Genomic DNA, 23,926 nt, shown 5'->3' with positions numbered 1-23,926 from the left:
GTAATCAACAAATGAAGGCGGTCCTGGAGTATCGAAGCTGCAGCGTCACGGTGTCAAGCCGTGCTGCTGCGCTGCCACAGCGGGTACTGGGTCATGCGACCCGGTGCAGCAGCACCTCGATGACGAAGCGGCTGCCGACGTAGGCCAGCATCAGTGCAACGAAACCCGCCAGCGTCCATCTCAAGGCTTTCCGGCCACGCCAGCCCCAGGCGTGGCGGCCATACAGCAGGGCTCCGAACAGTAGCCACGAAACCACCGCAAAAACGGTCTTGTGGTCTATACGGAAGGCTTTGCCAAACAGGCTTTCGGAGAACATGACGCCGGACAGCAGGGTCAGCGTGAGCAGAATGAAAGCGATGCCGATCAGACGGAACAGCAGGGCCTCCATTGTCAGCAGCGGCGGCAGGTTGGCCAGCACGCGCGAAAACCGTGCATGGTGCAACTGACGTTCGGCAACGGCCATCAGCATTGCATGCAAGGCGGCAAGGGTGAACAGGCTGTACGCAAGCATGGCAACGATGAAATGAGCACGAAATGCTGGCGAGGTCGCATTGGTGAGGATGTGTTCACCTGGAAAGAGCGCGGGCAGAAGACTGGCGATGACGCCGGCGGGCAGCACTACTGCATGCAGGCCATCCAGCCGCGTGTAGAGCGTTTCCACCCAGTAGAAGCAGATTGCCAGCCAGACCATCAGCGATAGCGCCACGCCAAAACCGAAATGCATTTCGGCATCGGGGAAGAGCGAAACATGCAACGCCGCGCCATGCGCGAGCAGTGCGCACAACAACAGGATCCGTTCGCGCCGGCTCATGCAGTCGCGCGTTGGCGCGCTCATCTGGCGCATCACGCAGGTGCGCCAGAACAGCAGTCCTAGAACGCTATAAAGCGTGGCCGGGAGGAGATGAAGTAGAATTGGATGCATACCGCTCGCCAGTTTACTCCAAGTCACCGCGCCCGAAGGTCTCTCTCTATGCTCGACAATCTTACCCAACGTCTGTCCAAGGTGGTCAAGACCCTGCGTGGACAGGCTCGTCTGACCGAAGACAACATACAGGATGCCATGCGGGAGGTCCGTATGGCCTTGCTCGAGGCCGATGTTGCGCTGCCCGTGGTCAAGGACTTTGTCGCCCGGGTAAAGGAAAAGGCCGTGGGTCAGGAGGTGATTGCCTCGCTGACGCCGGGGCAGGCGCTGGTGGGCGTTGTGCATGACGAACTCAAGGCCCTGATGGGCAGCGCCCACGAGGGGCTGAACCTGGCTACGCAGCCACCGGCCGTGGTACTGATGGCCGGCCTGCAGGGTGCGGGCAAGACCACCACGACCGGCAAGCTCGCCCGTCTGCTGCGCGAGGATCAGAAGAAGAAGGTGCTGGTCGTTTCGGCGGACGTCTATCGTCCGGCGGCGATCGAGCAGCTCAAGACGGTTGCCGGTCAGGCGGGTGTTGATTTCTTCCCGTCCACCGCCGAGCAGAAGCCAGTCGATATCGCCCTGGCCGCATTGGACTACGCACGCAAGCATCATCACGATGTGCTGCTGGTCGATACCGCTGGTCGTCTGGCGATCGACGAGGCCATGATGCTCGAGATCAAGGCCTTGCACGCCGCGGTCAAGCCGATCGAAACCCTGTTCGTGGTCGATGCGATGCTCGGACAGGATGCGGTGAACACCGCTCGTGCCTTCAACGAGGCGCTGCCGCTGACCGGTGTGGTCCTGACCAAGCTCGATGGGGATTCGCGTGGCGGTGCAGCACTGTCTGTCCGTCATGTCACCGGCAAACCGCTGAAGTTTGCCGGGGTGGGCGAGAAGTTGTCCGGACTCGAGCCTTTCCATCCTGACCGCATGGCCAGCCGCATCCTGGGCATGGGCGACATCCTCGGATTGGTCGAGGAGGCGCGTCGGGGTGTTGATGAGGACAAGGCCCGTGCTTTTGCGCAGAAGCTCAAGACTGGCAAAGGCTTCGATCTGAGCGACTTCAAGGAGCAGATCGGCCAGATGCGCAAGATGGGGGGGCTGTCTTCGATGCTGGACAAGCTGCCTGCGCAGTTTGCCCAGGCGGCGGGGCAGTTGCAGGGCGGGGCCGAGGAGAAGGCCATCGGTCGGATCGAGGGCATCATCAATTCGATGACGCCAGCCGAACGCGCCAAGCCCGAAATCCTCAAGGCCAGTCGCAAGCGACGTATTGCGGCGGGTGCCGGGGTGACGGTCCAGGAGGTTAACCGCCTGCTCAATCAGTTCGAACAGACGCAGAAAGTCATGAAGCAGTTCTCCAAGGGCGGCATGGCCAAGATGATGCGCAGCATGAAGGGCATGCTGCCCGGCATGCCGGGCATGCCACGCTGAGTCGTCGCCAGATGGGTAGCATCTTTCTTGCGCTTGGGCGCTCCCTGCGCAGTCTGTTCCGGGCGGATATCTTCTGGCATCTGATCTGGCCTGGACTGCTGGCTACGGTGTTGTGGACCGGGCTCGCCATCGTGTCCTGGGCGGCCATCATCGACACGGTCATGACCTGGCTGGGTGGCTTGAGCTGGGTCGGTAGCTGGTTGAATGGGTCGGAGCTGGCCGCAGGGGTGGTGCTGATCCTGGTCAAGATCGCGGTGGCGCTGGGTTTTGTGCCGCTGATTTACCTGACCGCGGCGGTGCTGGTGGCGGTGGTGGCTTTGCCGATGATGCTGGAGCGGGTGGCGCGGCGGGACTACGCGGATCTCGAACAGCGCCACGGAGGATCCAATCTGGGCAGCATCTGGAATGCGCTGGCGGCAACCGCGCTATTCCTGCTGGGCTTGTTGCTGTCCTTGCCGTTCTGGCTTATTCCGGGTGTAGGTCTGCTGGTGCCGGTGCTGTTGACTGGCTGGCTCAACCAGCGCGCCTTCGGTTACGACGCGCTGATGTTTCATGCGGACCGTGAGGAACTCGTCCGCTTGCGCACCGATCAACGCATGCCGATGTTGCTGCTTGGGGGGAGCACGGCGCTGCTGGCTTACATCCCCTTCGTCAATATTGTGGCGCCGGCCTTTGCAGGTCTGGCATTTGTCCATTTCATGCTCGAGACCTTACGGCGCGAACGTGCCGAACACGGCGTGGTCGTGCTTGATCCCTCGCCTGTCGCGGTCTCGGGCGATCACCCCCGGATTCCAGAATGAATTTTGGTGCACTCATCATTGGCGACGAGATCCTGTCTGGGCGTCGAGCTGACAAGCATCTGTCCAAAGTCATCGAACTGCTGGGTGCGCGCGGGCTCAAGCTCGGTTGGGCACGCTATGCGGGGGATGACCGACCGCGTCTGATCGAAACCTTGCGCCAGACTTTTGCCACCGGTGACATCGTCTTCAGCTTCGGCGGCATTGGTGCGACGCCCGACGACCACACCCGGCAGAGTGCGGCGGCGGCCCTCGGGCTGGAGCTTGCCCTGCATCCCGAGGCAGAGACCGAGATCCGGACCCGTTTTGGCGCGGAGATCACCCCCGAGCGCCTGCAGATGGGGGTGTATCCCGTGGGCAGTGAGATCATCCCCAACCCTTACAACCGCATTCCCGGTTTTTCCATCCGCGAACACTATTTCGTTCCCGGGTTTCCGGTGATGGCCTGGCCGATGGTCGAGTGGGTACTGGATACCCGTTATCCGCATCTGCACCATGCGGAAGACTACGTCGAGCAGGCGATTACCGTATGGGACGCCTACGAAGGGCAGTTGATCGGCTTGATGCGGACGCTGACCGAGGCGTTCCCCGACACCACCTTGTTCAGCTTGCCGACGATTGCGGGCGAGGGGCAGCGCCGCTCGCTTGAACTGGGTATGAAGGGTACCGCAGGGCGGGTGGCAGAGGCGATGGTTCAGCTCAAGGCTGGTGTGACCGGGCACGGGTTTCAGTGGGAAGACAAGACCTGATCGGCAGGTTGCTGCGCGGCGCGACGCGTTCGGGTGCGCCTGCCACCGAAGAAGCGGCCAGTGTCGATCTGGGTGATCGTCGAGTCGATCTGGTGGTGCGGCGTTCGGTGCGGCGCACCCTGGCCCTGCAACTGGATCATCGTGGGGTTCGTGTTGCCGCGCCGCATGGCACCCCACAATCTGCTGTCGAGCATTTTGTCCGTAGTCATCGGCAATGGCTGCTGGATCGCTTGTCTGCCCAAGCAGCGCGTGGGCAAGAACAACGCCTGGTCCTTGCCGATGGCAGCCTGCTGCCGGTGCTGGGGAAAACCGTCAGGTTGCGCATGCTTGGCGGGCGGAGGCCGCAGTGGAAGTGGGCGGCTGATGGTGTGGAGGAGCTGCATCTGGGCGCTGGCGCGGATGCATCGGTACTGTTGCGGTCCTTGCGTCAACGTGCGCTCGACTGGTTTGGCGGACGGGTGGCCGAATACTGCCATCGACTTGCGCTACCCGTACCACCGGTGCGCTTGTCGTCCGCGCGCACGCGGTGGGGTAGTTGCAGCCTGCGTAGCGGCATCCGCCTGCACTGGCGATTGATCCATTTGCCACCTGCGCTGATTGACTACGTCGTCGCCCACGAGGTGGCTCACCTGATCGAAATGAATCATTCACCACGTTTCTGGTCGGTGGTGGCAGGGCTTTATCCCGATTGGCAGCACGCCCGTCGTCAATTGCGTGAGCAAGGGGCCGCGCTGCCAGTCATCGACCCCGAAGACACACTTTCCATTGCAGAAGAGGACTGAATCATGAGAATGCTGCACACCATGCTCCGCGTCGGCGATCTTGAGCGCTCGCTGGCCTTTTATACCGAGGTCCTGGGTATGCGCTTGCTGCGTCGAACCGACTATCCGGACGGCAAGTTTACGCTGGCTTTCGTCGGTTACCAGGATGAAAGCGAAGGTGCGGTGCTGGAGCTGACGCACAACTGGGGCGTGACGTCCTATGACCTGGGGTCCGCCTACGGCCATATCGCACTCGAAGTGCCCGATGCGAAGAAGGCCTGTGACGAGATTCGTGCTCGCGGCGGCAAGGTGGTGCGTGAAGCCGGGCCGATGAAGCATGGTTCCACCGTCATCGCGTTCGTCGAGGATCCAGACGGCTACAAGGTGGAGTTGATCGAGCGTAGCGCCCGCTGACCCCGCCAGGGGGCAGGATAGGTCGACACTGGACAGCGGTTGCGAAGCAGGCTCCCACAATCCGCCCGCAGTCGCTAATCGTCGTCCTCATCCATGCCGCCGCGGCGCGGTACCTGGGTAGGGTCGCAGGTAATCTGGCGGTAGATTTCGACCCGGTCACCCGGCTGTAGCGGTGCGTCGAGCTTGACCAGTTTGCCGAAGATGCCGACCTTCTGCTGGGTGAGGTCGATATGCGGGAACATGGTCAGTACGCCGGAGCGTTCGATTGCCTGCTGCACGGTCGCATCGTCGGCAACGTCGATGCGCAGCCAACTGTGCTGGACACCGTCGGAATAGGCTACACCGATCCTCATCTCATCCTCATTCAGGCAGTTGCACCGTGGGTGGTTTCCGGATCCGCTTCGGCTCGTCGTGCCTGGCGGGTTTCGAGGTGGCGCTGCAGTGCCATCAGAAACCCAAGGGCCAGGAAGCCGCCCGGCGGCAGGATCATCATCAGGAAGCCCTTGTAGTCCGGAATCAAGGTCAGCTCCAGAAAGCGGAAAGATTCGCCCAGCAGCAGGCTGGCGCTGGCAAACAGCGTGCCGCTGCCGAGAATCTCGCGCGTGCCGCCCAGCACGACCAGCGCCAGCGTGAAACCGACACCCATGGCGATGCCGTCGGCGAGCGCTGCCAGTATCGGCTGGCGCGAAGCGAAGGCCTCGGCTCGACCCAGGATGGCGCAATTGACCACGATCAGCGCAATGAACAGGCCGAGCACCTTATGCAGATCGTGCAGCCAGGCGTTGAGGCTCATGTCCACCAGCGTGACCAGGGTGGCGATCAGCACGATGAAGGTCGGGATCCTTACGCTCGGGCTGACCCAGTTTCGGATCATCGCCACGATCAGGTTGGACAGCACCAGCACCGCGGTAGACGCCAGGCCCATGCCCAAGCCATTGGTGGCCGTACTGGTGACCGCAAGCAGGGGGCACAGTGCCAGCATCTGCGTCGTGACCACGTTCTGCCGCCAGACACCGTCGCGAAAGATGTCGCCAAACGGAATCGACGGTTTGGCCGCCGGTGCAGACGGTAGGACGGATTCAGCACTGGCCGGTGTGTCGTTCGAGCTCATTTTGTCTCCTGGCTGGCGGTGAGTGCGGCAGCGTCCTCGCCCAGCATGGTGCTGCGATGATGGGCAAACAGTTCCAGGCCGCCGCGTACGGCATTGACCACTGCACGTGGGGTGATGGTGGCGCCGGCAAACTGGTCGAATTCGCCGCCGTCCTTCTGCACTGCCCATCGTGCAGGTACTGGGTTGTCGAGCGACTTGCCGACGAAGGAATGTACCCAGTCGTGCTTGGCCACCTCGATCTTGTCGCCCAATCCTGGTGTCTCGGTGTGGCGGGTGACGCGCACCCCCAATAGGCGGCCTTCGCGGTCGACGCCCATGACGATGTGGATCGGACCGGCATAGCCCTTGCCAACAACCGGAAAGACCACGCCCATCACCCGATCGCCTTTGCGTGCCTGATGCACGACCACAGGAGGGCTGCCCTTGGGCTGCAAGGTCAATGTGTCGGCAAGCAGGTCGTTGTCGGAGAAGTTCTCCGGCAGCACCTGGGCGAGCGACAGCGCCATGTCGCGCGCCGCAGCCTCGGCAATTGCCGGGCCGGTCGCCTGATGCGCAAAGGCCAGCGCCGCGCTGGCGGCCAGGGCGACCACGCCAAGCGAGGCGCCCTGGTACCACAGTGCGTCGATGGGCGGACGACGGGGAGTGCGGGTCTCGGGTGGGGTACTCATCGCGACGATGTCCGGGTCAGGAGGCAGAGAGTGAGCGGCCATCGCGCTTGCGCCCGAAAATGCGCGGACGGGTGGCCCGGTCGATCAGTGGAACGGCAGCGTTCATCAACAGCACGGCGAAGGCGACGCCTTCCGGGTAAGCGCCCCAGGTCCGGATCACCCAGGTCAGCAGGCCGCAACCCAGTCCAAAGATCCATTGGCCCAGCGGGGTGCTGGGCGAAGTCACGTAGTCGGTGGCGATGAAGAAGGCACCAAGCATGACGCCCCCGGTGAGCAGGTGCGCGAGTGGTGGCAGGTAGTGATCGGGCGCCAGCAGGTGAGCCAGGGCAGCAGGCAGGGCCACGCCGAGCAGGAAGGCCAGTGGGATGCGTACACCAATGATGCGCTGCAGGATCAGGAAGACCCCACCGGCGGCGATCAGCAGCGCGCTGGTCTCCCCCAGGCTGCCTGCCCGTTGCCCCAGGCCGAAACCCATTGGATCCCAGTGTCCGGTCATGGATTGCGACAGCGCGATGCCGCGCGAGGCTTCGGATTTGACATGTCCAAGCAAGGACGCACTGGTCATTGCGTCGGGCGTCTGTGCGCCAAAGGTAATGGCCAGTCCGGCGAGCGGGTCGAAGCCGGTAAACAGTGCACCGGTCTGCGGCTCGATCCAGCGGGTCATTTCAACCGGGAAGGAGATCAGCAACATCACCCGGGCGCCCATTGCCGGGTTGAACAGGTTCTGCCCGAGTCCGCCAAACGCATGTTTGCACACCAGCACGGCAAAGAAGGACCCGAGGGCGCCGACCCACCACGGCGCCCAGGGAGGCAGTGACAGGGCCAGCAGCCAGCCCGTGAGGATGGCCGAGCCGTCGGCCACCATGACCATCGGCGAGCGGTCGACCATGCGGGCGGCAAAGGCCTCAGCGAGGATGGCAGACAGGATGGTGACACACCACAAGGTGACGGCAGGCCACCCGAAATGCCAGAAACCGGCCAGTGTGGCGGGTGTCAGTGCCAGCATGACGAGCAGCATGACCCGCCCGACCGGGCGCGCGCCATGGGCGTGAGGAGAGGATACGGGGGTCATGTCGTGGTTTCCTCGACCTTGGCGGGTGTTGTTGCGGCTGCGGCGGCAGCCTTGGCCGCAGCAGCTTCTGCGGCAGCCGCCTTGGCACGTTCGCGCTCGGCCTTGCGCCGCGCAGCGGCCTCGGCCTTCTCGCGAGCTTCGCGCTCCATGCGGGCATCACGGGCTTCGACCAATTGCTTGATCGCGTCCTGCTTCATCTTGTTGCGATCCTGTGCGGCCAACTCACCCTTGGCGTGGTTGAAGTACTGTACGAGCGGGATCTGGGACGGACAGACAAAGGAACAGGTACCGCAACCGATACAGTCCTTGAGTCCGATGGCCACCGACTCCTTGAGGTCACCGTTGCGGATCAGCGCCGCCATTTCCAGCGGCATCAGGCCGATTGGACAGGCGCCAACGCAGGATGCACAGCGGATGCACGGGCCGGGCTCGGGGCGGCCGGCAACCTCTGCTTCGCAGAGCGCGAGTACGCCGCCGCTGCCCTTGATGATGGGAATATCGAGCGACTGGATGGAGAGCCCCATCATTGGCCCACCCATTACCCAGCGTGCGACCGGGCGCGTCGTGCCACCGCAGAATTCGACCAGCGCGGATAACGGGGTGCCGATACGGACCTCCAGGTTGCGCGGCGTACGGATTGCGCCACCCGAGACAGTGACGATGCGTCGGGTCAGCGGCTCGCCGAATCGGATTGCGCGGTGGATGGCCGCGGCGGTGCCGACGTTCTGCACCATCACGCCGATGTCGGCAGGGCGGCCTTCAGCGGGGATTTCCTTGCCGGTCAGCCAGGTGATGAGTTGCTTCTCGGATCCCATCGGGTAGCGGCTCGGCACTGGTACGACAGTGACTTCGGCAAAGTCCCGGGCTGCAGTGCGCAGGGCTGCGATTGCCTCTGGCTTGTTGTCCTCGACGCCGATCATGGCTTCGTCACCGCCGATGGCGCGCAGGATGATGCGCGCACCGTCGATGACCTCGTCGGCGCGCTCCCGCATCAGGCGGTCGTCGCAGGTCAGATAGGGTTCGCATTCGCCGCCGTTCAGGATCAGCGTGGGGATGCGGGTTTTCTGCCCTAGCGCAAGTTTGACCGCAGCCGGAAAGGTGGCGCCGCCCATGCCGACGATGCCCGCAGCGGCGACGCGACGCGAGATCTCGACGGGTTCCAGGCTGAAGGGGTCGTTGGATTCTGCCGGGATGGCTTCGTCGAGACCATCCGGGGTCAGCAGGATGGCGGGGCCGGTCAGTCCGGAAGGGTGCGGCACGGCGACGTCGCCGATGCCGTCGATAGTGCCTGAGGTGGGGGCGTGCAGCGGTGCGGAAATCATGCCTTGTGCCTCGGCCAGCAACTGACCGCGCAGTACGCGTTCTCCTGCCTGCACCAGCGGCCGCGCCGGAGCGCCGATGTGCTGTGCCAGCGGCAGGATCAGTTGCGGTGGCAGGGGCAGGGTGGCGATCTCGGTTTCGGCGGCGAGTTGCTTGCGGCCTTCAGGGTGGGCGCCCCAGCGCTCGAACAGGCGACGCAGCAGTGAGCGTGCCGGTGCAGTGGAAAATGGCATGGTTCGCTCCTTACGCGCTGACCGGCTTTGGCCACACCCAGGTCTGCAGTGTGACCGGCACCGGCTTCAGTTCGATGGCGCCGGTGGGACAGACGTTCTCGCACTTGGCGCAGCCGGTGCAGGCTTCGCGGATGACCGCGTGAATCTGTTTGACTGCGCCGAGAACGGCGTCGGTCGGACAAGACTTGTAGCATTTGGTACAACCGATGCAGATCTCCTCACGCACTTCGGCAATCTGCGGCACCTGTGCCTGCATGGCGCCAGCGTCCAGGGTAACGCCGAGTTTGAGGGCCAGTGCTTCGGCCAGCGGTAGGCCGCCCGGTGGGCAGCAGGTCGGTGCGGCTTCACCACTCACCAGTGCGGATGCCGCGCCGGCACATCCGGGGAAGCCGCATTGTCCACAGTTGGTGCCAGGCATCATGGCCTCGATCTCGGCCTCCATGCCGCCGCGTTCGACGTGGAAGAAGCGGGCTGCAATGCCCAGCAGCAGGCCGAAAGTGATGCCGAGGACCGACAGGCTCAGGATCGCAAGTAGCATGGCCGTATTCCTTGAAGCGTTATCCGGTAGGAGGGGGAGTCCGGAGGTTAGTGATTGGTCAGGCCCGAAAAGCCCATGAAGGCAAGCGACAACAGACCGGCAGTGACGAAACCGATCGGCGCTCCGGCAAAGGCCGCAGGCACCTGCGCCAGTGCAAGGCGTTCGCGCAGTCCGGCAAACAGCACCAGGACCATGGTGAAGCCAACGGCAGAGCCCAGGCCGTAAGCCACGCTCTTGACGAAGCCCGCACCCTCCTGGATGTTCAGCAGGGCCACGCCAAGTACGGCGCAGTTGGTGGTGATCAATGGCAGGTAGATGCCAAGTACCTTGTACAGCTCGGGTGCATTCTTCCTGACGGCCATTTCCACGAACTGCACGGTGGCGGCGATCACCAGGATGAAGCTCAGGATGCGCAGGTAGCCCAGATCGTAGGGGGCCAGCAATGCCCGCTCCAGCACCCAGGTCACTGCGCTGGCCAGCGTCAGCACGAAGGTGGTGGCCATGCCCATGCCCAGCGCACTGTCTACCTTGCGCGACACGCCCATGAAGGGGCACAGGCCCAGAAACTTCACCAGCACCACGTTATTGACCAGCGCGGTACCCAGCACCAGCATCAGCCACTCGTTCATGACTCGGTACTCCATCGTTCGGACATCTTGTCGTCACAGACGCATGAGACATGCCATCTTGCAGTGCACTAAAAGTCACGCTAAATCAAATGATTGTCGATTTCGCGCGGCGCTCTTGGATGTATCGACTCCGCCATGTCGCCGGTGTTTGTCAGGTTTCCGACAGGCCAACTGAGCCGTTTGCGGATGCGGAGGTATCCGCGAATCGGGCGCTGAGCGCTCGATGCCTCGAATGCACCTTCGCGGTGCGTTGATTGTCGCGTTTGGCACACGGATTGCTTTGCTGTCGTATCTCTGCCCAACGAGACCATCATGTCCGCACCCGAGTCCATGTCCTCCGTTTTTGCCGATGCTGTTTTCCATGATGCGGTCGAGCAGTCGGCGATCGCAATTTCGATCACAGACGACAGCGCACGCATCCTTTATGTCAATCCGGCGTTCTGTGCGATCACCGGTTATGCCGCCAGTGAGGTCGTGGGTCAGCGCCAGTCCCTGCTGTCCTACAAGTCGACGCCGCGCTCGGTGTATCAGGCACTGTGGGGGGCGCTGAAATCCGGCAAGCCCTGGACTGGCCGGCTGCTCAACCGGCGGCGTGATGGCTCGCCCTATGTGGCTGAACTGACGGTGACGCCGCTCAAGTCCTCCCAGGGTGAGGACGAGCCGACGCGCTATATCGGCATGCACTGGGATGCCACCGAAGAGCATCGCCTGGCGCAGCAATTGAGCAACCACAAGCAGTTGATCGAGTCGGTCATCTCGGTTGCGCCCGTCGCCGTTGCACTGCTCGATGTGGATGGCAAGGTCGTGCTGGACAATCCCGCCTACCGTCGTCTGGTGGCCGAGATGAAGCTCGATGAGCCGGCGCATGCAGTCATGGAGGCCTTGCGTCAGAGTCTGGGCGAGGGCTTCGATCATGCGCTTGCCCACCGCCGTGCCCTGCTCAACCAGGAATTGCGCTTTGATCTCGGGCCGGGTGAGCCGCGCTGGTACGCGTGTTCGGTGTCGTGGTTCGAGGAGCGCCACACCAGTCCGGATGCATTTTACGGAGATGGTTGCTCGGATTACATGTTGCTGGTCATGCACGACATCAGTGCATCCAAGCGTCAGCATGAGGCCCTGCGCCTCGCTGCGATGCGCGCGATGCTGTCCGAAGGCGAACTCAATCAGAGTTTGCGTGAGGCTTTGTCCGGTGCCGTATTCCAGTTGCAGGGACCGGTTAACCTGATCTCCGCCGCAGCCAGTCTGCAGCGCCGCCGCATGGGGCCGTCTGCAGGGGGCGATCCGCTGGCCAAGGCCTTGCTGGCTGCTCAGGAGGCGGGCGAACAGGCCATCGCGACCTTGCAGGCAGCAATGCCACCCGAGCCTGCCGCGCCCTCCGGGCCGGTCAATGTTAACGAGGTGCTGCGGGATGTGCTGATGCTGGAGACCGAATCCTTCCTGTCTGCCGGGGTCACGGTGGATTGGACGCCGGCTCACGTGCTGCCGTCGGTGCAGGGCAACCCGACCGAGTTGCGTACCTTGTTCCGGCAACTGATTTCGAATGCGGTAGAGGCAATGAATGTTCGTGGCTGGACCGAACGCAGCCTGAAACTGAGCACACAGGCGATCAGCGGTCATGTGCAAGTCGTCGTCACCGACTCCGGCCCCGGTATTCCGGAGGCGCTGCGGCTGAAGGTGTTCGAGCCCTTCTTTTCGACCAAGCCGACGCGTAGCGCCGGCCGTGGGGTCGGGCTGTCGCTCGCGCAGGAAATCGTCAGCCGTCATCGGGGCATGCTCGAGATTGATCCCGAGTATCACGATGGCTGCCGGCTGGTGGTCAGTTTCCCCTTGCTTCGCCGCAACAAGGCGGTCGCAGTGGAGGCAGGCTGATGACCGATGCGATCGACAAGGTGCAGGGCGAGGCACGTGCGGCCTGGCTGGAGTCGGCACTCGAGGCCTTGTACCGGGTCAGTCGGGTGCTGTCGCGCTCGCTCGAGTTGCGCGAGACCCTGTCCGAGGTGCTGCGGGTGCTCGACGAGGAGTGTGGCTTCAATCGTGCGCTGGTCACGCTGACTGATCCTGACGGGGAATCGATGGCGATCTCTGCGCTGCATGGTGTGGATGCGCCGATTGACCCGGACATTCGCTGGCGTGCCGGCGAAGGTGTGATCGGTTCGGTACAGCAGCGCTCGCGTCCGCTGGTCATCGAGCGCCTGGCCGACAATCCCAACTATCTGCCCCAGCGTGGCATGTTCGACGCAGAGGCGCCCTTCATCGGCGTGCCGATCCGCGCGGCCCAGGAAACCATCGGCGTACTCGCACTGCAGCCTCCGGTGGCCGTCCGTGACCGCCTCGATGATGACGCCCATTTCGCCGAAATGGTGGCCAACCTCATTGGCCAGACGGTGCGACTATCCTGTCAGGTGCGGCAGGAACGCCGCGATCTGTCGGAAGAGCGCGACAGCCTGCGGCGTACCGTACGCAATCATTTTGGCTTTGACAGCATCATTGGCCGTACCGTGGTCATGCGCAAGGTGTTCGAGCAGATTCGTCAGGTGGCAAAGTGGAACACCACCGTGCTGGTGCGTGGCGAGACCGGGACCGGCAAGGAGTTGATTGCCCAGGCCATCCACTACAACTCGCCGCGTGCTGCGGGGCCCTTCGTCAAGCTCAACTGTGCTGCGCTGCCGGAGAACCTGCTGGAGTCCGAACTGTTCGGGCACGAAAAGGGGGCGTTCACCGGTGCGTTGACGCAACGCAAGGGGCGCTTTGAGGCGGCCGATGGCGGAACCTTGTTTCTCGATGAAATCGGCGAGATTTCGGCGTCCTTCCAGGCCAAGCTGCTGCGGGTACTGCAGGAGGGCGAGCTCGAACGTGTCGGTGGGGTGCGTACCTTGCGTGTAGACGTGCGCGTCATCGCTGCGACCAACCGCGATCTGGAGTTTGAGGTCGAGGCCGGCAAGTTCCGCGAGGATCTGTTCTACCGGCTCAATGTCATGCCCATCATGCTGCCGCCATTGCGCGAGCGGGTTGAGGACATCCCCGAGATTGCCCGTTTCCTGGTGGACAAGGTTTCCAAGATGCAGGGGCGCCCGCTGTCGATTACCGACAGCGCCTTGCGCATCCTGTTGCACCATGGCTGGCCGGGCAACGTCCGGGAACTGGAGAACTGTGTTGAGCGTGCCGCGGTGATGAGTGAGGACGGCATCATCGATCGCGACCTGATCCTGGTCTCTGGTGTCGAGGAGCGGGTCACGCCATTGCGTGGCGGAGGCACCGTGGATCTTGACGACCCTGGGCTGGACGAGCGTGAGCGTGTCATTGCCGCGCTGGAGCAGGCTGGCTGGGTGCAGGCCAAGGCAGCCCGACTGCTCAACATGACGCCCCGGCAGATCGCCTACCGCATTCAGACGCTCAACATCAAGGTGCGTCAGATCTGATGCCGATTGGAGGCATCCCACGTGCGGCTGCTGTAGAACGGTGGTCGCACGTGGGTGCGTACCTCTGAAGACTGGACGCGTTCGTGCCATTGCAATGTGCTCGCGATACCGCTTGCCGTTGGCGAGCTCCCTCCGGTTGAAGTGTGTGGTCTGCTTTTTTGTTGGATGAGGTCGGAAGCTTGTGGCGTGTAGCACAGCAAGCCGTGTTCGATGTCCGACAATTTTCCCTTGAGGGAATTTGTAAGTTGTTTTAAATCAGTAATTTGCTTATTTTTCTTGCTTGGCACGCAGATTGCACAGAATCCCCTGTCTGACTTCACATTAGGGGATCGACGATGGAACTCCCGGTCATCAGCAATGCCGCACCCGAAGCAGAGGGTGGCGGTTGCAGCTCAAGCGGTTGTGGAACGGCGCCTGACGCGCTGTCCCATCTGCCGGATCATATCCGTAGCAAAGTGCAGGACCACCCCTGTTATTCGGAGGAGGCCCATCACTATTTCGCCCGCATGCACGTTGCGGTCGCGCCGGCCTGTAACATCCAGTGCAATTACTGCAACCGCAAGTACGACTGTTCCAACGAGTCGCGCCCGGGGGTAGTTTCCGAGCTGATGTCACCCGATCAGGCGGTCAAGAAGACGCTGGCGGTGGCGGCAGCCATCCCGCAGATGACCGTACTGGGCATTGCCGGACCCGGAGACCCCCTTGCCAACCCCGAGCGCACTTTCGAGACCTTCCGTCAGCTCTCGGAGCAGGCGCCGGACATCAAGCTGTGCGTGTCGACCAATGGGCTGTCGTTGCCGGAGTCGGTGGACGAACTGGCCAAGCACAACATCGATCACGTCACCATCACGATCAATTGTGTTGACCCCGAGATCGGTGCGCAGATCTACCCGTGGATCTTCTGGGAAAACAAGCGTATCCGTGGTGTGGAAGGCGCAAGGATCCTGATCGAGCAGCAGCAGAAAGGGCTGGAGATGCTGACCTCGCGCGGCATCCTGGTCAAGGTCAACTCGGTGATGATTCCGGGGGTCAACGACCAGCACCTGAAGGAAGTCTCCAAGGTGGTCAAGGCCAAGGGCGCCTTCCTGCACAACGTGATGCCGCTGATCGCCGAAGCCGAGCACGGCACCTATTACGGCATCATGGGGCAGCGCGAACCGACCCCGCTTGAACTGCAGGAACTGCAGGACGCGTGCGCCGGAGACATGTCGATGATGCGCCACTGTCGCCAGTGTCGCGCCGATGCCGTCGGCCTGCTGGGCGAGGATCGTGGCGAGGAGTTCACCCTCGACAAGATCGACGAGATGGAGGTCGACTACGCCGCAGCCATGGTGGAGCGCGCCAAAGTGCATGACGCGATCACTGCCGAGCTCGACATGAAGCGGGCGTTGAAAGCCGCACCGAAGTTCGATCCCGATGCGATCGACGAGGGCCCGGTGACGCGCAACATCCGGATCGCGGTGGCGACCAAGGGTGGTGGTGTGATCAACGAGCACTTTGGTCATGCCCACGAGTTCCTGGTCTATGAGATCGGTCCCAAGGAACACCGCTTCCTCGGTCACCGCAAGTGCACGCCGTACTGCATGGGTGACGAGTCCTGTGGTGATGGCGAGACCGTACTCGGCGGCATCATTCGCTCGCTTGAAGGCGTCGAGGTGCTGCTGGCCAGCAAGATCGGTTTCGAGCCCTGGGCCGATCTCGAGAAGGCCGGCATCCAGCCCAACGGCGAGCATGCGATGGAGCCGATCGAAGAGGCCATCCGCGCGGTGTATGACGAAATGGCGGCGGCCGGCAAGCTTGCGCAGCCTGCCGTGGCACGCGCAGCAGCATGAACGGCGTCGCGCCTTCGGCAATCGCTCGGGCCACGAACCCGGGTGATTGCCGGGGAGCGCGACGACTGCATTGATCCCAGCAGGAGTAAACGGACATGTCCCTCGAAATCGTTGATTCGTGTGTCGGCTGCTACGCATGCGAGCCGCTCTGTCCGAACAAGGCAATCTCGGCCGTCATGCAGCCGGGCGAACCCCTGTTCTTCATCAATCCGGACAAATGTACCGAATGCCTGGGCGATCACGATCTGCCCCAGTGTGCGGAAATCTGCCCGATCGAAGGTGCCATCGTCGATGAGTACGGTGAAGCGCTCAATCCCCTTGGCTCCCTCACCGGCATCCCCCTTCATCTGCTCGAACAGCTGAGGGAATCGGAATGCCGTCAGTAACCTTCTGGTGGAAGCCGGGCTGTAGCACCAACACCCGTCAGATCAGCCTGCTGCGTGCAGCAGGTTGTGCCGTTGACGTGCGCGATCTGTTGACCGAGGCCTGGACGGCCGAGTGGCTGGCGAGCTTCTTCAGTGGCCAACCCGTGGCGCAGTGGTTCAACCCAGCTGCCCCGGCGGTAAAGTCCGGCGCGGTGGATCCCGCCGCGATGACCCCGGCGAGCGCGCTCGGGCGGCTGATCGCCGAGCCTTTGCTCATCCGCCGCCCCCTGGTCGAGATCAACGGTCAGCGTTGCTGTGGCTTCGACACCGGCTGGCTTGCTGTTCAGGGGGTTGCGCTGGGCACCGGTGAAGTGCCGGAAGCTTGCAGCCATCATGGCAGCGGGGCTCAGGTGTCCTGTCCCCCGCCCGTGGCACGGACGGGGAAACCCCAGGAGCCGACCCCTTATTCCAACCCGGCGGCTTATGTCGCGCGCCCGTCTGGGTCGAGTCTGCCATGAGCCGGCGCGGCGCAGTCCATCCCGGCGAACCGGTCGCACTGGCGTCGGGGGTGCATTGGGTGGGCGCGCTCGATCCCGAGTTGCGCCAGTTCGACATCATCCTGCGTACCGCCAATGGCACCAGCTATAACGCGTATGCGGTGCGAGGCAGTGATGGTGTTGCCGTCATCGATACGGTGAAGGCCGAATTTGCCGCGGATTTCTTTGCCAGGCTGTGGGCGGTGTGCAAACCGTCGGAGATCTCCGCGATCGTGCTCAATCACCTTGAGCCTGATCACACCGGCGCCCTGCCCGAACTGCTCAGGGCCGCTCCCCAGGCCAAGCTCTACCTGTCCTTCCCTGCACTCAAGATGCTCAAGGGGCTGGTGAAGGAAAGTCTGGACGAAAATCGGATTGTCCCGGTGGATGAAGACACCCGGGTCGATCTCGGGGGACGGAGCTTACGCTTCCTGCATACGCCGTATCTGCACTGGCCTGATACGCAATGCACCTGGGTCGAGGAGGATGGCCTGCTGTTTTCCGGCGACGTGTTCGGCTGCCACTTCTGTGATGCGAGGTTGTTCAACGACCACGTTGGCGACTTCCGTTTCTCCTTCGACTATTACTACCAGCACATCATGCGACCGTTCCGCGAGCATGTGCTGACCGCACTTGATCTCATCGAGCCCCTGCCGGTCAGGCTGATCGCGCCGGCTCACGGCCCCATCCTGCGCGACATGCCGGCGAGCTATGTACGCCGTTACCGCCAACTGGCAGCGCCTTTGCTGACCAATGAGGCGGGCGAGCGCGAGAAGACCCTGCTGGTGTTCTATATCAGTGCTTATGGCAACACCGCACGTATGGCGGAGGCGGTGCGCGATGGTGCCGAGTGCGTGGAGGGGGTGAGGGTTTCGCTGTACGACCTTGCCGGGGGGGATCCTGCACCCTTTGTCGATTTGATCGAAGAGGCCGACGGCCTCGTCTTCGGCTCGCCAACGATCAATGGCGATGCGGTCAAGCCAGTTTGGGATCTGCTGTCTTCGCTGACCCTGGTCAAGGTCAAGGGCAAATTCGGTGCAGCCTTCGGCTCCTATGGCTGGAGTGGCGAAGCCGTTGGTCTGGTGGAGGATCGCCTGCGCGGGCTGAAGCTGCGGGTGCCCCGCCCCGGGGTCAAGGTCAAGCTGATTCCGACCGACGAGGAACTGCAGCAGTGCGTCGCACTTGGCCGCGAACTGGCCGAGCATCTGGTCGGCCGCTCTTCACCGCGTCATATCGACTTTACCGCGCCCGGCGCGCTCACCGTCTGAGGAAGAACCATGCCCAAGGCTCAAGTCACTTTCGAGGATATCGGTGTCACCGTCACCGTTCCCGCTGGTACCCGTCTGATCGAAGTGTCGGAAAAGATCGGTGCGGGCCTGACTTACGGTTGCCGCGAAGGTGAATGCGGTACCTGCATGATGAAGATCGTGTCAGGTGCCGAACACCTTGCCCAGCCCTCGGTGCTCGAGGACAAGGTACTCAAGGAAAACTATGCCGGAGTCAAGAACCGGCTGGCCTGTCAGGCGCAGGTCATCGGCGGTCATGTCGTCGTGCGCCCGGGCTGAACAACCCTACAACACCCGGCAGAGAGTCTGTTGCTTACAGAAGCCGTTCAATCAACCGTACCGGAGTTTTTCATGCCCAATATCACTTTCTCCAGCCCGATCCACAAGGACAAGACCGTCTATGCGGTGGCTGGCTCGCACACCCAGACCATCCTCAAGATCGCCAAGGAAAACCATGTGCCGATCGACTTTTCCTGCGAAGACGGCGAGTGCGCCACCTGTATGGTCAAGGTGACCCCGCTGGGCAATCACGGCGCCAAGACGGAACCGATGGCCAGTCGCCTGACCGACAAGGAACTGGTGGTACTGCGCGAGCACAAGAAGATCACCTCCGAGGACATCGAACGCATGCGCGTCGAGGACGTTTCGGTGACACCGTGGCGGCTTGCCTGCCAGATGATCCTGCGCGACGAAGATCTGCTCGTCGAGTATTGATCTTGAGTGCTCCGCGCTGCATCAGCGGCGCGGGGACTTTTGAATTCGCCCCAGATAACGAGGTCCGATCATGCTTGCACCGCTCAGTTTCCGCCCTTCGCCCGCCCGGGCCGCGCTGCACGACCATTTGATGCAGCATGCCGCCGGTACGTCCAACGACGAGTTTCTTGCCCACCTCATTTCCGGCTGGACACTGGGTGAAGGCATGTTGCCGGCCGATTTCGGCCTGGGGGCCGAAGGTTTCGGCGCGCTGATCGCGCGTCATTTCCCCGGGTTGGTGTGGCGCCCCAAGGCGGATCTGGCCGAGGTGCCGACCCTGCATCCGGAATTCGAGGATCTACGTCGCTTCCTCGCTGAGGAGGCGGATCCCTCGGTGGATGGTTCAGGTGAGTTTGCCTGTATCGTTGCCACCGCCTGCATGGGGGACGATCACCTGTGGCAGGATCTGGGTCTGCCCACTCGCAGGGAGTTGTCGCAACTGATCGCGCTCAATTTTCCTGCCCTGGCCGAAGCCAACAATCGCGACATGAAATGGAAGAAGTTCCTGTATCGCGAATTGTGTCAGCGCGAGGGGATCTACGTGTGCGCTTCGCCGTCGTGTGAGGCCTGCACTGACTACGCGGTCTGCTTCGGTCCCGAGGTGTGAGTCTGATTGACGCGGTGTTTCCGTCCGGATGCCATGCTGTGAGCCAGGCCGCCAGTCTGACCCTGATCGATCGGGCCCGGGGCGCGATGCTCGGTCTTGCCATCGGCGATGCGCTTGGCGCAACCGTCGAATTCATGACGCCGCGCGAAATTGGACAACAGTATGGCGTGCATGACTGCATCCGTGGTGGCGGCTGGCTCAGGCTGCCTGCAGGGGAGGTCACTGACGACACCACGATGACGCTGGCGCTGGCCGGGGCCTGGTTGAGCGAGGGGAGCGCGCCGTCAGCCAATGCCTGTGCCGAGGCCTTTGACCGGTGGATGCGGGCCAAACCGGTCGATATCGGCAATACCGTGCGCCGGGGTATCGTGCGCTGGCGCCTGACCGGCAGCACCGAGGCGCCGCTTTCGTCCGATGCGGGTAATGGCGCCACCATGCGTTGCCTGCCGGTGGCGCTGGCGACCTTTGGCGCAGCACGAGAGCGTATCGAGCATGCGGCGCACACCCAGGGACGGGTGACGCATCACAATCCGCTGACCGATGCGGGTACGATCTGTGTGATCGACATGGTGCAGGCGGCACTCGATGGTCGAGGCATGCCGGGGGTGATGGCGTGCATGCGTCGTCTGGTCGCGACACACCCGGCGTTCGATCCTGCAGGATGGCGCTGCGACAACCCCAGTGGCTATATCGTCGATACCCTGCGCGCGGTGTTCCAGGCTTTTGAGGCGGAAGACGGCTTTCAGCGCACGCTGGTCGACATCGTCAATCGAGGTGGGGATGCGGATACGACAGGGGCGATCGGTGGCATGATCCTGGGCGCCTTGTGCGGCGCCGATGCGCTGCCGCCCCAATGGACGCAGGGGCTGCGCAAGACCATCCGCGAGCAGTGCGTCGCAAGCGCGGATGCCTTGATTGAACTATCACCCGGATTCGCAGCGATCCAGCGCTGAAACCGTGTTGCCTGACAGGCTGTGACTTTCAGGCCAGGGCGCGCTTCGGGATGTGCGCCTGACCTGTCCTTTCAGGCAGCTGATTCCACCTGCTTCAGATGTGCCGCCAGTGCTGCGTCCATCGTCGCCAGATGCAGCTCGAACCACTCTCCCAGGCTTTGCCGCACATAGGCCCGCGCCATCTGCATGCGACCGGCCTGCACACTGCGGTTGAAGCCACGCAACTCTGCCAGCACGCGCTGATGCTCCCCGATATGTTCTCCGGTCGCCGCGAAACGGCTTGCACGCATGCGCGCGTCCTCGGCCGCAAAATGCTCGCGGGTGTGGTCGAGCAGCGCATTGAACAGCGCGGGAAAGCGTGCATCGTCGGCCGTTGCCAGCTGGCTGGCAAGATCGACGAAGTCGCGATGGGTCTGGTCCATGGTCGCCACGCCAAGTGCGTAGCGACCCTCATCCCAGCTCAGCAGTTTCAAGCGGCCTCCGCCACCGGCAGGCCGGCCAGCTCGCGCCAGTCGGCATCCAGTACTTCGAGTCCGATGCGGGCGCAGAAACGCTTTTCCTTGTCGTTGGCGCCAGGAATCAATGCCCAACCGGCTGGCTGTGCTGCGCCATAGATGAAATCGGCCAGCAGCATGCGGATGGTGTCTCGATTGAGGCGCGCACCCAGTACCAGGTAACGCAGGCCCTTGCGCCGTTCCTTCAGGTAGGGCGGAATCGCAAAGCCACCCATCAGTTCGGTGATGTAGTCGACATAGTCGGCGTCCGATGCAATCCAGTTGGGTTCCGGCCAGGGCGTGCCACAGGGCTTGAACAGGATCGGCGCGTCGGGGTCGATCCCGCTGTCGTCGGTCACCGGTCCGTACTGTGTGCCGTCATGGCGATACAGCTTGTAGCGCAAACCACCGGCAATGCGCGCAATCCCGACAATCAGCGTGTGCGGGCGGTTCGCCCAGGCTTGCTGCAGTCCGGTGTCGCGGTTCAGGTCAATGATGTAAGGCAGGTTCAGTTTGCCCAGCCATTGATGCAATGCTGCTTCGGACCAGGCGCGGTCTGCATAGATGCCTTCAAGTGCACGGGTGACGGCTGCACGGCCGCGTTTGAGCTCGATGTTCATCGCCGCTCGCGGAAACTCATACATCAGCCGAGGGGCCATCGGCTGTCCATTGTTCAGCGCCAGGATGAGTTCATCGCTGGTTGCGGGAATCTTGGCTCCCGTGGTGGCATGGGTGACGTCGGCAAGGGTGTCGGCGCCGAGGAAGGGCACTACATTACCGGCTGCGAGGCCGGCACGGATCTGGTCGAAGCTTGTCGTCATGAGCGTTCCTTGTCTTGTCGAGGCGCGGATTGCGCGGCTTCGGCCAACAGAGCTGCAAGAACGGTGCCACCATCGGTATCGACGGGCGCACGCCATCCGGGGGTGTGTCCAGCGGCAGAAGGGGGCTCGCCCCGCGAAGGATGTCGTGCGTACAGGAGCGAACTGTCGTGTTTGCGACAGTTGGTGTGGGGGCAGGGGCGGATCAGGCGACGCGCTCGGCGGCAACAACGCCGCCAATCACGAGATATTCATCCTCGCCCTGTAGCAGACCGGGTAACAGACCACTGAAGGCCAGAATCTTGGGCAGGGGGATGGCGCAGCCCAGTACGCGGTCGCCAAATTCGTCGGCGCGTTCCGGGCTGGCGGAAAACGAGCTCAGATTATTCAGGGTCAGCAGCTGACGTCCGTCAGCCAGCGCCGGGGCACCGCGTATCCAGTGTGTTCCGGAGACCCCGCGGTAGAGGTGCAGATGGGTCTGCCCAGGGTAACGGTACCGCAGTTCATGCTGTGTCCAGGTGTACAGCAGGTCGATCTGGGCCTCGAGCGCCCCCGTTGTATATAGGCCGGAGGCGACTTCGTGGTCGAAGGCCGTGCGGCTTGGGCTTCCTGGGGGGCCGACCAGGGCGCGGTGGTAACGCGTCAGCAGCCCGAAGCGCGACTCCACCCAGGCTTTCAGTACGGCCCCCTCGCGGCTGTCGGCGTCGAACAGCCAGCCGCGCAACAGCCTGAGGTAATCCAGACGACTACGGTCAATTCGTGCGTTTTCCGACAAGCCTTGCGCAGGTGGGTCGTCGAGCAGGAAATGCGCATTCATATAGGTCAGGAAGCGCTCGACGCGTGCCTGTGGGCTGTCGAGTGCGCCTGCGTGTTCGAACAGACGCCGGTGCAGTGGGGCGACGCCATCGAGCTCCAGAGACTGTGGCGCAAGCTGGAAAGCGAAGCTGGCCAAGGCTTCGGCGGGCAGATTGCAGCGGTTGAATGAAAGCCGCCATGGCGGTTCGATGGTGAGGCGGGCGAGTGTTGCAGGGATTGCGACGTCGTTGTGTGTGGCCCTACAAATTGTAGGGGCATTGTCGTGTGGGTCGTTGGGAAGGGTTTGCCCTGTTTGAAGTGTTTTTCGTTGCATTTCAACGGCTTGTAGAAAAATTTAGAAGCTGGCACGCCGATTGCAAAAGAGATCGCGTGGTTCAACGCTACACGATCGATTCACCAGTCCAGTTCCTCGACAAGGAGTAACGCATCATGGCAAAACTTCGTCAAGCCGCCATCTACGGTAAGGGTGGCATCGGCAAATCCACCACCACCCAGAACCTCGTCGCCGCGCTCGCAGAAGCCGGCAAGAAGGTCATGATCGTCGGTTGCGACCCGAAGGCCGACTCGACCCGTCTGATCCTGCACAGCAAGGCCCAGAACTCGGTCATGGAACTCGCCGCCGAAGCCGGCAGCGTGGAAGATCTGGAACTCGAGGACGTCATGTCCGTCGGTTTCGGTGATGTCAAGTGCGTCGAGTCCGGTGGTCCGGAACCCGGCGTCGGGTGTGCAGGCCGTGGTGTGATCACCGCGATCAACTTCCTCGAAGAGGAAGGCGCCTACGACGAAGACCTCGACTTCGTCTTCTACGATGTGCTGGGTGACGTGGTCTGCGGTGGCTTCGCCATGCCGATCCGCGAAAACAAGGCCCAGGAAATCTACATCGTCTGCTCCGGCGAAATGATGGCCATGTATGCCGCCAACAACATCGCCAAGGGCATCGTGAAGTACGCCAACTCGGGTGGTGTGCGTCTGGCCGGTCTGATCTGCAACAGCCGTAACACCGACCGCGAAGACGAACTGATCGAAGCGCTGGCTGCCAAGCTCGGCACCCAGATGATCCACTTCGTGCCGCGCGACAACGCCGTGCAACACGCTGAGATCCGCCGCATGACCGTGATCGAGTACGACCCGAAGGCCAAGCAGGCCGACGAGTACCGTGCCCTGGCTCGCAAGATCGTCGATAACAAGAAGTTCGTTATCCCGACCCCGATCACCATGGACGAGCTCGAAGAGCTGCTGATGGAATTCGGCATCATGGAGCAGGAAGACACCTCCATCGTCGGTAAGACCGCTGCCGAGCTGGCCGCTGCCGCTGCCGCCTAAGTTGTCACACCGGGCTCCGGCCCGAATGTCAGCCCGGCGGCGCCGTGTGTGCTGCCGGGTGTTGCTCAAACCCTAAACGCGCTGTGTACAGATT

At 62.7% G+C, this 23,926-nt stretch carries 27 protein-coding genes; 16 read left to right on the top strand and 11 right to left on the bottom strand.

Annotation, left to right across the window (positions count from 1 at the left end; genetic code table 11):
• Nucleotides 1–91 precede the first annotated feature (91 nt).
• Complete coding sequence (locus tag DNK49_RS05955; protein WP_110523421.1) at nucleotides 92–922, bottom strand: cytochrome C assembly family protein; 831 nt, start codon at nucleotides 920–922, stop codon at nucleotides 92–94.
• Between the two features lie 48 nt (nucleotides 923–970).
• Between DNK49_RS05955 and ffh the strand changes: the two genes are divergently transcribed.
• Genes ffh through gloA form a run of 5 tightly spaced genes read left to right on the top strand, consistent with a single transcriptional unit; the run spans nucleotide 971 to nucleotide 5,059 of the window.
• The gene (gene ffh, locus DNK49_RS05950) at nucleotides 971–2,338 is read left to right on the top strand and encodes a signal recognition particle protein (RefSeq protein ID WP_110523420.1); all 1,368 of its coding nucleotides are present in this window, start codon (nucleotides 971–973) and stop codon (nucleotides 2,336–2,338) included.
• A gap of 11 nt (nucleotides 2,339–2,349) precedes the next feature.
• Complete coding sequence (locus DNK49_RS05945; protein ID WP_110523419.1) at nucleotides 2,350–3,138, top strand: EI24 domain-containing protein; 789 nt, start codon at nucleotides 2,350–2,352, stop codon at nucleotides 3,136–3,138.
• Complete coding sequence (locus DNK49_RS05940; protein WP_110523418.1) at nucleotides 3,135–3,884, top strand: competence/damage-inducible protein A; 750 nt, start codon at nucleotides 3,135–3,137, stop codon at nucleotides 3,882–3,884. Before DNK49_RS05945 ends, DNK49_RS05940 begins: the two co-directional genes overlap by 4 nt.
• Nucleotides 3,866–4,666, top strand: a complete 801-nt coding sequence (locus tag DNK49_RS05935) for a M48 family metallopeptidase (protein WP_243632250.1) — start codon at nucleotides 3,866–3,868, stop codon at nucleotides 4,664–4,666. The genes DNK49_RS05940 and DNK49_RS05935 overlap by 19 nt, the downstream gene beginning before the upstream one ends.
• A 3-nt stretch (nucleotides 4,667–4,669) precedes the next feature.
• Nucleotides 4,670–5,059: a lactoylglutathione lyase gene (gloA, locus tag DNK49_RS05930; RefSeq protein WP_110523417.1), complete on the top strand. Its 390-nt coding sequence runs from the start codon at nucleotides 4,670–4,672 to the stop codon at nucleotides 5,057–5,059.
• Between the two features lie 74 nt (nucleotides 5,060–5,133).
• Here gloA and DNK49_RS05925 read toward each other — a convergent pair whose 3' ends face one another.
• Genes DNK49_RS05925 through rsxA form a run of 7 tightly spaced genes read right to left on the bottom strand, consistent with a single transcriptional unit; the run spans nucleotide 5,134 to nucleotide 10,630 of the window.
• Nucleotides 5,134–5,412: an RnfH family protein gene (locus DNK49_RS05925; RefSeq protein WP_110523416.1), complete on the bottom strand. Its 279-nt coding sequence runs from the start codon at nucleotides 5,410–5,412 to the stop codon at nucleotides 5,134–5,136.
• An 11-nt stretch (nucleotides 5,413–5,423) separates the two neighbouring features.
• The gene (locus tag DNK49_RS05920) at nucleotides 5,424–6,170 is read right to left on the bottom strand and encodes an electron transport complex subunit E (protein WP_110523415.1); all 747 of its coding nucleotides are present in this window, start codon (nucleotides 6,168–6,170) and stop codon (nucleotides 5,424–5,426) included.
• Nucleotides 6,167–6,838, bottom strand: coding sequence for an electron transport complex subunit RsxG (gene rsxG, locus DNK49_RS05915; RefSeq protein WP_110523414.1), 672 nt, complete (start codon nucleotides 6,836–6,838; stop codon nucleotides 6,167–6,169). The genes DNK49_RS05920 and rsxG overlap by 4 nt, the downstream gene beginning before the upstream one ends.
• A gap of 16 nt (nucleotides 6,839–6,854) precedes the next feature.
• Nucleotides 6,855–7,910: an RnfABCDGE type electron transport complex subunit D gene (locus tag DNK49_RS05910; protein WP_110523413.1), complete on the bottom strand. Its 1,056-nt coding sequence runs from the start codon at nucleotides 7,908–7,910 to the stop codon at nucleotides 6,855–6,857.
• A complete protein-coding gene (rsxC, locus tag DNK49_RS05905) occupies nucleotides 7,907–9,463 on the bottom strand; it encodes an electron transport complex subunit RsxC (RefSeq protein WP_110523412.1) in 1,557 nt (518 codons plus the stop codon). The genes DNK49_RS05910 and rsxC overlap by 4 nt, the downstream gene beginning before the upstream one ends.
• Before the next feature lie 10 nt (nucleotides 9,464–9,473).
• On the bottom strand, nucleotides 9,474–10,001 hold the full coding sequence (locus tag DNK49_RS05900) for an RnfABCDGE type electron transport complex subunit B (RefSeq protein WP_110523411.1): 528 nt from the start codon (nucleotides 9,999–10,001) through the stop codon (nucleotides 9,474–9,476).
• Nucleotides 10,002–10,048: 47 nt separating this feature from the next.
• Complete coding sequence (gene rsxA / locus DNK49_RS05895) at nucleotides 10,049–10,630, bottom strand: electron transport complex subunit RsxA (protein WP_110523410.1); 582 nt, start codon at nucleotides 10,628–10,630, stop codon at nucleotides 10,049–10,051.
• Between the two features lie 312 nt (nucleotides 10,631–10,942).
• Between rsxA and nifL the strand changes: the two genes are divergently transcribed.
• From nifL to draG, 10 genes are all read left to right on the top strand, one after another.
• Nucleotides 10,943–12,499, top strand: a complete 1,557-nt coding sequence (gene nifL, locus DNK49_RS05890; protein ID WP_110523409.1) for a nitrogen fixation negative regulator NifL — start codon at nucleotides 10,943–10,945, stop codon at nucleotides 12,497–12,499.
• The gene (nifA, locus tag DNK49_RS05885; RefSeq protein WP_110523408.1) at nucleotides 12,499–14,049 is read left to right on the top strand and encodes a nif-specific transcriptional activator NifA; all 1,551 of its coding nucleotides are present in this window, start codon (nucleotides 12,499–12,501) and stop codon (nucleotides 14,047–14,049) included. Before nifL ends, nifA begins: the two co-directional genes overlap by 1 nt.
• Before the next feature lie 335 nt (nucleotides 14,050–14,384).
• Complete coding sequence (nifB, locus tag DNK49_RS05880; RefSeq protein ID WP_110523407.1) at nucleotides 14,385–15,881, top strand: nitrogenase cofactor biosynthesis protein NifB; 1,497 nt, start codon at nucleotides 14,385–14,387, stop codon at nucleotides 15,879–15,881.
• A 95-nt stretch (nucleotides 15,882–15,976) separates the two neighbouring features.
• The gene (locus DNK49_RS05875) at nucleotides 15,977–16,267 is read left to right on the top strand and encodes a 4Fe-4S binding protein (RefSeq protein WP_110523406.1); all 291 of its coding nucleotides are present in this window, start codon (nucleotides 15,977–15,979) and stop codon (nucleotides 16,265–16,267) included.
• Nucleotides 16,255–16,764 carry a thioredoxin domain-containing protein gene (locus DNK49_RS05870; protein ID WP_110523405.1) on the top strand — a complete coding sequence of 170 codons (510 nt, stop codon included), beginning with the start codon at nucleotides 16,255–16,257 and terminating at the stop codon, nucleotides 16,762–16,764. The genes DNK49_RS05875 and DNK49_RS05870 overlap by 13 nt, the downstream gene beginning before the upstream one ends.
• On the top strand, nucleotides 16,761–18,050 hold the full coding sequence (locus DNK49_RS05865; RefSeq protein ID WP_110523404.1) for an FprA family A-type flavoprotein: 1,290 nt from the start codon (nucleotides 16,761–16,763) through the stop codon (nucleotides 18,048–18,050). Before DNK49_RS05870 ends, DNK49_RS05865 begins: the two co-directional genes overlap by 4 nt.
• Nucleotides 18,051–18,059: 9 nt before the next feature.
• On the top strand, nucleotides 18,060–18,347 hold the full coding sequence (locus tag DNK49_RS05860; RefSeq protein WP_110523403.1) for a 2Fe-2S iron-sulfur cluster-binding protein: 288 nt from the start codon (nucleotides 18,060–18,062) through the stop codon (nucleotides 18,345–18,347).
• 72 nt (nucleotides 18,348–18,419) lie between these two features.
• The gene (locus DNK49_RS05855) at nucleotides 18,420–18,782 is read left to right on the top strand and encodes a 2Fe-2S iron-sulfur cluster-binding protein (protein WP_110523402.1); all 363 of its coding nucleotides are present in this window, start codon (nucleotides 18,420–18,422) and stop codon (nucleotides 18,780–18,782) included.
• Between the two features lie 70 nt (nucleotides 18,783–18,852).
• Nucleotides 18,853–19,428: a nitrogen fixation protein NifQ gene (locus DNK49_RS05850; protein WP_110523401.1), complete on the top strand. Its 576-nt coding sequence runs from the start codon at nucleotides 18,853–18,855 to the stop codon at nucleotides 19,426–19,428.
• Nucleotides 19,425–20,381 carry an ADP-ribosyl-[dinitrogen reductase] hydrolase gene (gene draG, locus DNK49_RS05845; RefSeq protein ID WP_243632249.1) on the top strand — a complete coding sequence of 319 codons (957 nt, stop codon included), beginning with the start codon at nucleotides 19,425–19,427 and terminating at the stop codon, nucleotides 20,379–20,381. Before DNK49_RS05850 ends, draG begins: the two co-directional genes overlap by 4 nt.
• A gap of 71 nt (nucleotides 20,382–20,452) precedes the next feature.
• Here draG and DNK49_RS05840 read toward each other — a convergent pair whose 3' ends face one another.
• From DNK49_RS05840 to DNK49_RS05830, 3 genes are all read right to left on the bottom strand, one after another.
• A complete protein-coding gene (locus tag DNK49_RS05840) occupies nucleotides 20,453–20,854 on the bottom strand; it encodes a bacteriohemerythrin (protein WP_110523400.1) in 402 nt (133 codons plus the stop codon).
• Nucleotides 20,851–21,696, bottom strand: coding sequence for an SIR2 family protein (locus tag DNK49_RS05835; protein ID WP_110523399.1), 846 nt, complete (start codon nucleotides 21,694–21,696; stop codon nucleotides 20,851–20,853). Before DNK49_RS05835 ends, DNK49_RS05840 begins: the two co-directional genes overlap by 4 nt.
• 202 nt (nucleotides 21,697–21,898) lie before the next feature.
• A complete protein-coding gene (locus DNK49_RS05830) occupies nucleotides 21,899–22,822 on the bottom strand; it encodes an NAD(+)--dinitrogen-reductase ADP-D-ribosyltransferase (protein ID WP_110523398.1) in 924 nt (307 codons plus the stop codon).
• A 116-nt stretch (nucleotides 22,823–22,938) separates the two neighbouring features.
• Between DNK49_RS05830 and nifH the strand changes: the two genes are divergently transcribed.
• Entirely contained in the window at nucleotides 22,939–23,832 is an 894-nt protein-coding gene (nifH, locus tag DNK49_RS05825; RefSeq protein WP_110523397.1) for a nitrogenase iron protein, read from the top strand.
• Nucleotides 23,833–23,926: the final 94 nt, after the last annotated feature.

Source organism: Parazoarcus communis SWub3 = DSM 12120 (assembly GCF_003226565.1).
GTDB lineage: Bacteria > Pseudomonadota > Gammaproteobacteria > Burkholderiales > Rhodocyclaceae > Parazoarcus > Parazoarcus communis.
This window is presented reverse-complemented; position numbering and strand designations above follow the sequence as displayed.